Source organism: Streptomyces sp. NPDC003077, assembly GCF_040611095.1.
Classification (GTDB): Bacteria; Actinomycetota; Actinomycetes; order Streptomycetales; family Streptomycetaceae; genus Streptomyces.
On sequence record NZ_JBEXNM010000014.1, the window covers coordinates 65,256 to 77,259 of the forward strand.

The window sequence follows — 12,004 nt, forward strand, 5'->3', positions numbered from 1 at the left end:
GTAGAGCGCCCTCTTTCCAAGAGGGAGGCGCAGTGTGCGATTCCTGTCACCCGCTCTGATCCACTCCACCGGTCCACGGACCGGCCGGAGAGGAGACATGCGGGTGTAGCTCAGTAGTAGAGCGCCCTCTTTCCAAGAGGGAGGCGCAGTGTGCGATTCCTGTCACCCGCTCTGATCCACTCCACCGGTCCACGGACCGGCCGGAGAGGAGTCACGCGGGTGTAGCTCAGTAGTAGAGCGCCCCCTTTCCAAGGGGGAGGCGCAGTGTGCGATCCCTGTCACCCGCTCCGACTGCTCGACCAGTCCTCTGGATCAGGTAGAGTGGTTTCCGCGCCACCCGGTGAAAGCCGAGTGGATGCGATGCGGACGTAGCTCAGTTGGTAGAGCGCAACCTTGCCAAGGTTGAGGTCGCGAGTTCGAGCCTCGTCGTCCGCTCAGGGAAAAGAACCCCGGTCCTCGTGACCGGGGTTCTTTTGTGTATGGCGGTGTTCGCGGGTGCACACGGCGCGATTTCCGGCCGCACGGGCCGGTTTTCAGGGAAAGGGACCGGCCACGGGTTTCCGGCCGCGCGGCCGGATGCCTTCCGGCCGACTTCCCGCCGGGTGTGACCGGCGCCGCATCCTGACATTTGTCATCTGGGGTGATGACAAGCCGCACTCCCCCGGCCGCCCGCCGCGCGAAAGCCTGGAGACATGACGTACGGGGATTCCGGCGAGCGTGTGATAGAGGTCACGGGACTGCGCAGGCGCTATGGGGCGCCGGGCGGGAAACCGGGCCGGGCACCGCGCCGAGACGCAAGGGGCGCGAAAGACCACGCGTCCGAAAGGAACGGCAAGGTATTCGAGGCGGTGCGCGGCATCGACTTCTCCGTCGCACGGGGGGAGTTGTTCGCCCTGCTGGGCACGAACGGTGCGGGCAAGACCTCCACCGTCGAGCTCCTGGAGGGGCTGGCCGCGCCGACCGACGGCCGGGTGCGGGTGCTGGGCCACGACCCGTTCACCGAGCGGGCGAAGGTCCGGCCGAGGGTCGGCGTGATGCTCCAGGAGGGCGGCTTCCCGTCCGAGCTGACGGTGCTGGAGACCGTCCGGATGTGGGCCGGCTGCACGAGCGGCGCGCGGCCCGCCGGGGAGGCACTGGAACTCGTCGGGCTCGGCGGGCGCGGGAACGTGCGGGTCAAGCAGCTCTCCGGCGGTGAGCGGCGGCGGCTGGACCTGGCGCTGGCGCTGCTGGGGCGGCCCGAGGTGCTGTTCCTGGACGAGCCCACGACCGGCCTGGACACCGAGGCCCGGCACCGGACCTGGGAGCTGGTGCGCGAGCTGCGCGCCGGCGGCACGACGGTGCTGATGACCACCCACTACCTGGAAGAGGCCGAGGAGCTGGCGGACCGGCTGGCGATCATGCACCAGGGGCGGATCGCGGCGGAGGGCCGGGTCGCGGACGTGGTGGCCACCCAGCCGTCCCGCATCTCCTTCGAGCTGCCGCCCGGCTTCCTCGTCGGCGACCTGCCGCCGCTGCCCGAGCTGGGCATCACCGGTCACGAGCTGGCGCCGGGCGGGGTGGTGCGGCTGCACACCCAGGAACTGCAGCGGGCCGCGACCGGACTGCTGGTGTGGGCCCAGGACAAGGGAATCGAACTGCGCGGGCTCGATGTCCGTTCGGCGACGCTGGAAGAGGCGTTCCTGCAGATCGCGAAGGGGCTGGAGGGGGACGCGTGAGCGCGGGCACGATGAACGCCGTCACGGGGACGGACACACGGACGACGACGAGTCCGGCGGCGCGGCTCAAGGCCCTGGCACGGGCCGAGCTGACGCTGCTGGGGCGCAGCAAGGCCGCGCTGTTCACCGCCCTGTTCCTGCCGGTGATGCTGACCTTCAGCATGTACGGGGCGCTGAACGACCAGCTCAAGCTCCAGGGCACCGGGCTGTCGATCGGCACGGTGCTGCTGCCCGCCGCGATCGGCATGGCGCTGCTGTTCGCGGTCTACAGCAACCTCGTCGGCGTGTTCGTCACCCGGCGCGAGGAGCTGGTGCTCAAGCGGCTGCGCGTCGGCGAGCCGACGGATGTGGAGATCCTGGCCGGGACGGCGCTGCCCGCCGTGCTCATCGCCCTGGCCCAGACCGTCCTGTACGTCTTCGTCGGCGGGCCGTACTTCAAGGTGGGGATGCCGAAGGCGCCGCACCTGATGGTGGCGGGCCTGCTGATCGGCCTCGTGCTGATGGTGACGCTGGCCGCCGCCTCCGCGGCCGTCACCCGGACCACCGAGGCGGCGCAGCTCACGCCGTTCCCCATGATCATGCTGTCGCTGGTGGCCTCCGGCATGTACGTGCCGATGGAGGTCATGCCGGACGAGGTGGCGCGGGTGCTCGGGCTGCTGCCGCTGTCCCCCGTGATCGCCCTGCTGCGGGACGGCTGGGCCGGTGGCGCGAGCCTCGGGGAGACGCTGAAACACCTGGTCATCGGGTTGGTCTGGATCGGGCTCGGGGTGTTTGCTGTGCGTCGGTGGTTCCGTTGGGAGCCGCGGCGGTAGCGGACGCCGGTGGCGCGTCGCGCCGGGGCCGGGTGCCGGTCCCGGCGCTGCGGCGCGCACGGGCGGCGAGGACGGACAACGGGGAGTACGACGTGATCAACCGTCGGATGCGCAGGTGGCGGGACCGGAGCAGGATCTCCAAGCTGGATACCTTCTCCCGCGCCATGTTCAACGTGCTGCCGTGGCCGCTGCTGCTGGGCTGGGTGCTCCTCCCGATGGGCAGCGACCTGGTCCGCGAGCCCCTGCCGCTGACCCTGGGCGCGGCGCTCCTGGTGTGCGCGGCGGCGCAGGCCGTCGTCGGCATCGTCGCCACGCAGCGGGCGCTCGACCAGTACCTCGGCAAGGGCCGGGCGACGCGGCGCCAGCTCGTCTCCCTGGTCGTCCTGTCCGCCGCCTGCCTGGCGCTCGACATCACGCTGGTGGGGACGCACGGGCTGAAGCCGGCGTCGTTCTCCGTCTCGCTGGCGTACCTCGTCGCCATGCTGGGCGGCCCCTTCTGCCTCCTGATGCCGATGCGGTGGTTCGCCGCGGCGGTCGCCGGGCTGGCGGGGCTCCTGGCCGGGGCCTTCGCGGCCGTCGGGGCCATCGGCGGAGTGGTGGCCAGCACCCTCATCGTCGTGCCGGGGGCCGGCTGCTTCATCGGCTTCATCATGCGCACCTCCGCCTGGTCGCTGTCCCTGACCTGGGAGCTGGAGGACGCCCGCGAGGTGCAGGCCCGGCTGGCGGTCGCCGAGGAGCGGCTGCGCTTCGGCCGGGACATGCACGACGTCCTCGGCCGGAACTTGGCCGTCATCGCCCTCAAGAGCGAACTGGCGGTGCGGCTCGCCCGGCGCGGCCGGCCGGAGGCGGTCGAGCAGATGGTGGAGGTCCAGCGGATCGCGCAGGAGTCCCAGCGCGAGGTGCGCGACGTGGTGCGCGGCTACCGCAAGGCCGACCTCCAGGTGGAACTGGCCGGTGCCCGCTCCGTCCTGCGGGCGGCCGGCATCGACTGCCGCATCGAGGGCGACGGCGGCACGGGGCTGCCGGACGCCGTCCAGTCGGCCCTGGGCTGGGTCGTCCGGGAGGGCACCACGAACGTACTGCGGCACGCCCCCGACGCCCGGACCTGCGCGATACGGACCCGGGTCCAGCCGGACCGGGTGGCGCTGGAGATGGAGAACGACGGCGTGACGGAGCCCTCCGATCCGGACGGCCGCCCGGCGGCCGGGACCGGCGCGGGCAGCGGCCTCAAGGGCCTGCGCGAACGGCTGACGCCGCTGGGCGGGACGCTGCAGTCGGAACGGCGGCCGGGCGGCGGCTACCGGCTGGCGGTCCGCCTGCCGGTGCGGGACGCGGTGGACGAGAACGGGGCGGGGGCCGGGGCGGACGGCCCGGCGGCGGTCGCGGAGGCGGTCGCGGAGGCCGGGACGCCATCGTCCGCCGACTCGGGGCGCGGACGCGAGATCGGCCGTACGGCTGGAAAGGATGGTGCGGCGTGAACGGATCGGGAGGCTCTTACGAACCGGGAGGGTCGTACGGACGACCCGGAGGCTCGTACGGAGAGGCCATCGGCGGGAACGGGCCCCAGGGTGCGTACGGCGGCCCTGACGAGATGCGGGCGACCGGCGGGGACGAGGGTGCCGCCTCCGGGCCCATCCGCGTCCTGCTCGCCGACGACGAGCACCTCATCCGGGGCGCGCTGGCCGCCCTGCTGTCGCTGGAGGACGACCTGCGGGTGGTGGCCGAGGCCGCGACCGGGCCCGAGGCGCTGGCGATGGCCCGGGCGCACCGGCCGGACGTCGCCGTCCTGGATCTCCAGATGCCGGGCGCGGACGGTGTGGCGGTGGCCACATCCCTGCGCGCCGAACTGCCGGAGTGCCGCACCATGATCGTCACCAGTCACGGGCGCCCCGGGCACCTCAAGCGGGCGCTGGAGGCGGGGGTGCGCGGCTTCGTACCGAAGACCGTTTCGGCGCAGCGGCTGGCCGAGATCATCCGCGCGGTGCGCGCCGGGAACCGTTACGTCGACCCGGAGTTGGCGGCCGACGCGATCAGCGCGGGCGACTCCCCGCTGACCGCCCGGGAGGCCGAGGTGCTGGAGCTGGCGGAGGACGGGGCGCCGATCTCGGAGATCGCCGAGCGCGCGTGCCTGTCCCCCGGAACGGTCCGCAACTACCTCTCCTCGGCCGCCGCGAAACTCTCGGCGGAGAACCGTCACGCCGCCGCGCGCATCGCACGCGCCCAAGGTTGGCTATAGTGGTGTCCGCACCGCGCAGAACAGCGCGGGGCAGGCGGACGTAGCTCAGTTGGTAGAGCGCAACCTTGCCAAGGTTGAGGTCGCGAGTTCGAGCCTCGTCGTCCGCTCAGCGAGAGAAGGGCCCCGGTCGATGACCGGGGCCCTTCTTCGTGCGTCCCGTGGGGCGGGCTCCGCCGGGCGCCTCAGGGAGGAGCCCGGCGGAAGCGGCCTCAGGACCAGGTCAGCCCCGTGAGGCGCTCGTACGCCTCGACGTACTTGGCGCGGGTGCGCTCCACGGCCTCCCGCGGCAGCGGGGGCGGCGGCTGCTCGCTCGCGCGGTCCCAGCCGGATTCCCGGGAGGTGAGCCAGTCCCGGACGTACTGCTTGTCGAAGGACGGCTGGGGGCGGCCCGGCTCCCACTCCTCGGCGGGCCAGAAGCGCGAGGAGTCGGGCGTGAGGACCTCGTCGGCGAGGGTGAGCCGGTCGCCGTCGAAGCCGAACTCGAACTTGGTGTCCGCCAGGATGATGCCGCGCTCGCGGGCGGTGGTGCGTGCCCGGGAGTAGATCGCCAGGGTGGCCTGGCGGAGCTGGGCGGCGACCTCCGCGCCGACCTGGCGGGCCACCTCTTCGTACGCGACGTTCTCGTCGTGCTCGCCGACGGCGGCCTTGGTGGCGGGGGTGAAGATCGGCGCGGGGAGTTCGGAGCCGTCCACCAGGCCCTCGGGCAGCGCCAGCCCGCAGACCGTGCGCGTCTGCTCGTACTCGGCCAGCCCGGAGCCGGTGAGGTAGCCGCGGGCCACGCACTCGACGGGGACCATGGTCAGCGGAGTGCAGACGAGCGTGCGGCCGGCCCAGTCGGCGGGGGCGCCGGCCGGGACCTCGGTGGACCGGACGTGGTTCGGCACCAGGTCGGCGAGCTGGTCGAACCACCAAAGGGAGAGCTGGGTGAGGATCCGCCCCTTGTCGGGGATCTCGGTGGGGAGCACCCAGTCGTACGCGGACATGCGGTCGCTGGCGACCATGACCAGGTCACCGTCGGCGTTCTGGTACAGGTCCCGCACCTTGCCGGTGTGGAGGTGGGTCAGCCCCGGCACCTCCACGGGCTCGGGCTTTTCTACGAAACCGGACACGCTGCCTCCGCGTAGGTTGATCCAGGAATCGGCTCCGATTCTTCCGCATGGGGCCGGGAATGGCGCCGCAGGGTCCCCCAAGGGCCCAATGGGCGGGCGCTTCCCGGGGCCGGGGCGGGGACGTGCCCGGGAGCGGGGGCCGGTCCTCGTCCCCCGGTTCGTCCGGACGATGACGGGCCCACGGACCCCCGGGCCGGGCCCACGGCCTCCCCGGGCCGGGCCTGCGGAGGCCCGGCCCCCATCCCTCAGTCCCGCTTGCAGATGCGGTCCAGCAGGTTGGCCGTGGCCCGCTGAATCCGTTCGTCGACGTGGCCGGGCCGGTCCAGCGCCGGCGACCAGGCGAACGTCCCGGAGGCGAAGACCAGCGCCCCACTGGGCGCGCGGTACAGCGAGGTCTCCTGGTGCCTGCGGGCGCCCTCGGCGTCGTGGTACGGGGAGTGCGCGAGCAGGATGCGGCCGGTGTGCTCGGGCAGGCAGGTGCGCGGGAAGTACCGATCCGCCTCGCCCGCCACCAGGCCGGGGAGTTCGTCCCCCTCCCCCGCGCCGGTCGCCTCCCACAGCCAGTGGTCGCCGTTGCGGACGACCAGCGGCGCGGGCTCGGGCACCTGGCCCGCGTACTGGATGCCCAGCAGCCGCTGCTCGGGCTCGCCCGCGTCCCGCCACAGGGCGGAGCGGCCCGGCCCCTGGCGCTTGCGGCAGCTCAGCAGGGACTCCGCACCCGAGGGGGACCGGGAGAGCTCGACCTGCCAGTACATGGTGTTGGCCGAGAGGAAGACCAGCGACGTGCCCAGGTCCCGGGCGCGCTCGACGGTACGGCGCATGGGCACCGACCAGTACTCGTCGTGCCCGGGGAAGACCAGGCCCTTGTAGCGCGTCGGGTCGACGCGGCCGGCGTGCAGGTCGCGGGCGTCGGCGTACGCGAGGTCGTAGCCGTAGCGCTCCGCCCAGCGGATGAAGTCGTACGCGTGCCCGACGTGCAGCGGCAGACCGGCGCCCGCGTACGGGCGGTCGAAGCAGACGGTCGTGGCGGCGTCCCCCTCCCCGAGCAGGGCGCCCTTCTCGTCCCAGGCGTGGTAGAGGCTGGCGCCGGTGCTCCCGTCCTCCGGGTAGAGGTTGTAGGCCTGCCAGGTGATGTCCGGGAGGAGGAGCAGCAGGTCGGCGCTGTGGGCGTTGCGGACGGTGAAGGGGATGTGGCTTCGGTACCCGTCGGCGGTGGTCAGCACGGCCACGTACGCGCCGAGGTTCCAGTAGTCGGGCACCTGGAGGCGCCAGGACTGCCACCAGTGGTGGCAGGAGACCGTGCGGTCGGCGATGAGCGGCGGCGGCTGGACGATGCCGGACTGCCGGGGGCTCGTGGTGATCTTCGAGGCGCCCACGCCGCCGTAATGGCCGATCCGGTAGATGTCGATGCTGAACGGCTGCGGCGGATCGACGGAGACGTGGAAGTCGATGGCCTCACCCGGAGTGACCGCCCCGGTGCTCGCGAATCCCTTGATCTGGCCGCGCACGTCGTCCGCCGTCCGGGGCCCCGCGCCGGAGCGGGGCGGCGGCACCCGCCGGCCGCCGGCCGCGTGCGCGGGACCGACGTACCAGGGGACGACCTGGCCGGAGTCGAAGTAGTTCTCACTGCCGCGCAGCCAGGGCAGTGGACCCTGCCCGAACGGGTCCGAGACCGCGTGTGCCAGGGCGCCGGACTCCCAGCGCCGGATCTGCTTCGTCCCCACCTCTCACTCCCCTCCCAAGCCCCCGCCGACCGGTCCGGCCGCCGTTTTCCGTCCGTATCCGTCTTCAGTTGAACAACCACGGCCGAACCCAGCACATCACACTACGCGCTCTTTCCGTCACCCTTCGTTGTGAATTGGCGGGCGTGCGTTCGCCTTTGAGGAACTGGAGGGGAGCGTTCAGCCGGGGGATGCGGATGAGACGTGCTCGTGAGCGGCACTGAGTGCCGTACACGCGGGTCACGTGCGACGCCTCACGCCCTGCGGGCTTTCCGGCGCACGCCCTGCGGCGCGCGCCCCCGGCGCGTCAAACGAGCCGGATCGGTTTGTCGGGACGTACCCCGGTCTTGCCCAGCCAGTCGCGCAGCGGCCCGGCGTCGCCGTCGTCGACGAGGCTGAGCACCGGCGACCCGAGGTCGGCACCGCGTTCACCGCCGACGAGCAGCACGGGGCCGTCGAGCCAGTCCAGCCCCGGGGCCGCGCCCGCGGTGTCCACGGCGGCGCAGCAGACCACGGCGGTGACGTGGTCGGAGAGCAGTTCCCGGTCCGAACGGGGCGGCTGGAGCGGGAACAGCGGCAGGCCGGCGTCGGCCAGCCCGTCACCCCACGTGACGCCGGAACCGGCGCCCTGGGTGTCCGGAGCGCGCGCCGCCTTGCGCGCCGCGTCCTCTTGCTCCTCGCGCGCCACCTGGGCGCCGAGGCGGGCCGCTATGGCGTCGGCGGCACGGGCGTCCCTGGTCAGCCGCTCGATGACGCGGGCGAGGGTGGGGGCGGCGTCCGCCCGGGGGCCGTGGTCCGGCCGGGGACCGTGGTCCGGCCGGGGACCGTGGTCCGGCCGCGTGGCGGTGGCGGTCCGGGGGGCGGAGTCGGTATGGGAGGTGGCGTCCGTGGGTCCGTCGTCCGTGCGCCCGACGTCCACCGTGGCGGGTGCGGAGTCCGTGGCCGGGTCGGTCCGCAAACCGGGCTTCGCGTACGCGTGGGACGGCGGCCGGGTCACCGGATCCTCGTTCGCTTCCGCGGGTGCGGACGGTGAGCCGTCCGTACGGCCGGTGGTCCCGGCGTCCGGTGCCGGTCCGTCGCCGGACGGGGCGGCGGACGGCGGCAGCTCGTCCAGGACGCGATGCAGGCGGGCCGCCTCCAGCCGCCACTTGCGGTCGACCACCTCGTCCGGATACTGGTGCCAGCCCACCGGCGCCCAGTCGGGCCCGGGCTCGGCCGGGCCGCCGTGGAAGAGGCGGGCGGCGAGCAGGGACGCGGCGCGGTCTATGGCGCCCGGCTCCTCCAGGAGGTCGCAGGCGGGCCGCTCGCCCAGCCGCGAGGTGAACCCCTCCGCGAGGCGGTCCCGGCGGGAGAGCTCCGTGAGCGCCGAGACGACCCCGGCGTCCAGCCGGGACGGCCAGCGGCCCATGCGCCAGGCGGGCAGCGCGACCCTGGTCAGGAGGCGGTCCCAGCCCGCGTACGCCAGGCCGACCTGCTCCTGGGCGACGATCCGCAGGCCGTAGTCCACCATCTGGGAACGCTCGGACGCCGCCGCCGCCACGCCCCGCTCCATCTCCGCGGCGTGGTCGCGGCAGGCGCGCAGCAGCAGCCGCGCCGTCCAGCCGACGAAAGCCGCCGCGGGGCGGCGCAGCGGGCCACCGGCCCGCGCGCACACCGCCACCGCGGCGTCCAGCCCGCGGACGAAGCGGCGGGCGGCTGCTATGTCCGGGTTCGCGGACGGGCCGGTGCCGGCGACCACCGGGGCCAGCAGCGCGCGCAGCTCCGTCACCCGCATCCACCACAGGAACGGCGACCCGATGACCAGTACCGGCGCCCGCGGCACCCGGCCCCGGCCGAGCGGGCGCTCCCGTCCCCCGGCCGGGCCGGTGCCGTGGCGGGGGCCGTGCGCGCGGTGCGTACGGTCCTCCAGCCAGCTGTCGCAGTCGGGGGTCAGCGCTATCGCGGACGGGGCGGGCACCTCCAGCCGCTCGGCGAGGTCCCTCACCAGGCGGTACAGGTCGGGCGCCGACTCCTCGGCTATCGGGACGGACGGGCTCAGCGCGGGCCGGGCCCGCGCGACGACGACGGCCACCAGCGCCGCCAGCAGCAGGACGAGCACGGCGACGCCGGTCACCGTCCAGCGGGCCACCGCCCATCCGCCCGTCCAGGCCGGATCGCCCAGGCGCCCGGTGGCGCCGCCGACCAGCAGCACCACGGCCACGGCCGCGGGCAGCAGGGCGACCCCCAGCGCGGCGCTGCGGATCCTGAGCACCGCGAGCGCTTGGGCGCGCGCCGCCTGGGCGCCTGCTTCCGGACCAGCCACCAGCCTGTACACCCCCTGCTGCCCTTGCGACGGGGCCGAGAGAACGCGGACGGAAGAACCGGGCAACCCCGCCGAAGGACGCGAACGCCGACCGGCGCGTTGCTCACCTCTGCACCACTCTGGCACCGGCCACTGACATCGCAATGCCGGTGAGCCACTTGCCACACGTGCCGGGAGGGCGGTGCCGTGGGTCGGCACCGGCGCCACAGGACGCTTGCGGCGAACCCTAGTTGGGGGGCCTGGTTCCGTCAGCCGGATAGCGGCGCGGTCACTCGATGGAATGGCTTTGGGCAAAGCCGGGAACCGGGCGGGATTCTGTGCTTCGGAGCGCGGCCCTCCAGGGTCTCCGCTTCTGCGCGGGGGGGGGGCGCTGCTGCCGCGCTGGCTTTCCGCTTACGTGCCGGGGCCGCTACTGCCGCGCGGGCAATCCGCTTCCGCGCCGGGATCGCTGCTTCCGCGCGTGCTACCCGCTTCCGCGCGGGCCCGGGGGCCGGGCGGCTCCGCGCCCCTGCTCCCGCCCGCCCGCACGGACGAGGGGGCAGGAACCCTCGCGGCTCCCCGCCCCCTCCCGACGGCCCCCGTTCGGCGGCCTCCGCCCGTTCGTCCTACTCCCGCTACTCCCGCCCGGCGTCCTCCGCCGCCCGCGCCGCGATGTCCGTCCGGTGGTGCGAACCGTCCAGCCGGACGCGTCCCACCGCCCGGTAGGCGCGCTCGCGGGCCGCGGCCAGGTCCGGGCCGGTGGCCGTCACGGACAGCACCCGGCCGCCGGCGCTGACCACCGCGCCGGAGGCGTCCCGCTTGGTGCCGGCGTGCAGGACGTACGCGTGCGGCGCGTCCTGCTCGGCGACCTCGGCCAGGCCCTCGATGGGGTCGCCGGTGCGCGGCGTGCCCGGGTAGTTGTGCGCGGCGACGACGACGGTGACGGCCGCGTCCTCGCTCCAGCGCAGCGGCGGCAGGGCGGCCAGCGTGCCGGTCGCGGCGGCGTGCAGCAGCCCGGACAGCGGCGTCTTGAGGCGGGCCAGCACGACCTGCGTCTCGGGGTCGCCGAAGCGGGCGTTGAACTCGATGACCCGCACGCCGCGCGAGGTGATCGCCAGCCCCGCGTACAGCAGGCCGGAGAACGGTGTGCCGCGGCGGCGCAGTTCGTCCACGGTGGGCCGCAGCACCGTCTCCAGCACCTCGTCGACGAGCTTGGGGTCGGCCCACGGGAGCGGGCTGTAGGCGCCCATGCCGCCGGTGTTCGGGCCCGCGTCGGCGTCGTGGGCGCGCTTGAAGTCCTGCGCGGGGCGCAGCGGGACGACGGTCTCGCCGTCGGTCACGGCGAAGAGAGAGACCTCCGGCCCGTCCAGGAACTCCTCGATGACCACGCGGTCGCAGGCCAGCGCGTGCGCCCGGGCGACCTCGACGTCCTCGGTGACGACGACGCCCTTGCCGGCCGCCAGCCCGTCGTCCTTGACGACGTACGGGGCCCCGAAGGCGTCCAGCGCCTCGTCGATCTCGGCGGGCGTGGTGCAGACATACGAACGTGCGGTGGGGACCCCGGCGGCGGCCATGACGTCCTTCGCGAACGCCTTGGACCCCTCCAATCGGGCGGCTTCGGCGGATGGGCCGAATGCCGCGATGCCGCGCGCCCGGACGGCGTCCGCCACTCCGGCGACCAGCGGCGCCTCCGGGCCGACCACGACCAGGTCCGCCTGGAGGCCGGCGGCCAGGTCGGCGACGGCCGCGCCGTCGAGCGCGTCGACCTGGTGGAGGGTGGCCACCTCGGAGATGCCGGCGTTGCCGGGGGCGCAGTGCAGCGCGGTGACGTCGGGGTCGAGGGACAGGGAGCGGCACAGGGCGTGTTCGCGGGCGCCGCCGCCGATGACGAGGACCTTCACACGCGGCAGCCTAGTCGTCGCCCCTCTGGGGCCCGCGCGGCGCCCCTCCGGCCTGGTGGTGGCCCTTTCGCCCGATGAAGCCGATTCGGCGGCGGGCGAACGGCGGTTTGTTGCCGACCGCCCTCTTTCGAGTGAGAGGAGGGATGGGCTTATACCGGATGTCCGGCCACTTCCGGGCGGAAATCCAGCGATCATTGGGATAGGGCCCACCGTTCGGCGGTAGGAAGGT

Annotated in this window: 8 protein-coding genes and 5 tRNA genes (1 of these 13 running past the window's edge); 9 read left to right on the top strand and 4 right to left on the bottom strand. The window is 74.0% G+C overall.

All coding sequences use genetic code 11. The features are described 5' to 3' along the window. The 9 genes from ABZX96_RS12650 to ABZX96_RS12690 all read left to right on the top strand — a co-directional run. Nucleotides 1-55, top strand: a tRNA-Gly gene (locus ABZX96_RS12650) (it extends 117 nt beyond the left edge of the window). Between the two features lie 44 nt (nt 56-99). Beyond that, a tRNA-Gly gene (locus ABZX96_RS12655) sits at nt 100-171 on the top strand. A gap of 44 nt (nt 172-215) precedes the next feature. Then, nucleotides 216-287: transfer RNA gene (locus ABZX96_RS12660), tRNA-Gly, on the top strand. A gap of 75 nt (nt 288-362) precedes the next feature. Then, nucleotides 363-435, top strand: a tRNA-Gly gene (locus ABZX96_RS12665). A gap of 257 nt (nt 436-692) precedes the next feature. Continuing rightward, nucleotides 693-1,715 carry an ABC transporter ATP-binding protein gene (locus ABZX96_RS12670; RefSeq protein ID WP_355542281.1) on the top strand — a complete coding sequence of 341 codons (1,023 nt, stop codon included), beginning with the start codon at nt 693-695 and terminating at the stop codon, nt 1,713-1,715. Further along, the gene (locus tag ABZX96_RS12675) at nt 1,712-2,527 is read left to right on the top strand and encodes an ABC transporter permease (RefSeq protein WP_355542283.1); all 816 of its coding nucleotides are present in this window, start codon (nt 1,712-1,714) and stop codon (nt 2,525-2,527) included. Before ABZX96_RS12670 ends, ABZX96_RS12675 begins: the two co-directional genes overlap by 4 nt. Before the next feature lie 92 nt (nt 2,528-2,619). Beyond that, nucleotides 2,620-4,005 carry a histidine kinase gene (locus ABZX96_RS12680; protein WP_355542285.1) on the top strand — a complete coding sequence of 462 codons (1,386 nt, stop codon included), beginning with the start codon at nt 2,620-2,622 and terminating at the stop codon, nt 4,003-4,005. 113 nt (nt 4,006-4,118) lie between these two features. Further along, the gene (locus ABZX96_RS12685; RefSeq protein WP_355542486.1) at nt 4,119-4,763 is read left to right on the top strand and encodes a response regulator transcription factor; all 645 of its coding nucleotides are present in this window, start codon (nt 4,119-4,121) and stop codon (nt 4,761-4,763) included. A gap of 34 nt (nt 4,764-4,797) precedes the next feature. Continuing rightward, nucleotides 4,798-4,870: transfer RNA gene (locus ABZX96_RS12690), tRNA-Gly, on the top strand. Nucleotides 4,871-4,972: 102 nt separating this feature from the next. Here ABZX96_RS12690 and ABZX96_RS12695 read toward each other — a convergent pair. The 4 genes from ABZX96_RS12695 to purD form a co-directional block, all read right to left on the bottom strand. Further along, on the bottom strand, nt 4,973-5,872 hold the full coding sequence (locus ABZX96_RS12695) for a phosphoribosylaminoimidazolesuccinocarboxamide synthase (protein WP_355542287.1): 900 nt from the start codon (nt 5,870-5,872) through the stop codon (nt 4,973-4,975). 245 nt (nt 5,873-6,117) lie between these two features. Then, nucleotides 6,118-7,596: a N,N-dimethylformamidase beta subunit family domain-containing protein gene (locus ABZX96_RS12700; RefSeq protein WP_355542289.1), complete on the bottom strand. Its 1,479-nt coding sequence runs from the start codon at nt 7,594-7,596 to the stop codon at nt 6,118-6,120. A 304-nt stretch (nt 7,597-7,900) separates the two neighbouring features. Then, nucleotides 7,901-9,898, bottom strand: coding sequence for a hypothetical protein (locus tag ABZX96_RS12705; protein ID WP_355542489.1), 1,998 nt, complete (start codon nt 9,896-9,898; stop codon nt 7,901-7,903). Between the two features lie 611 nt (nt 9,899-10,509). After that, entirely contained in the window at nt 10,510-11,775 is a 1,266-nt protein-coding gene (purD, locus tag ABZX96_RS12710) for a phosphoribosylamine--glycine ligase (RefSeq protein WP_355542291.1), read from the bottom strand. Between the last annotated feature and the right edge of the window lie 229 nt (nt 11,776-12,004).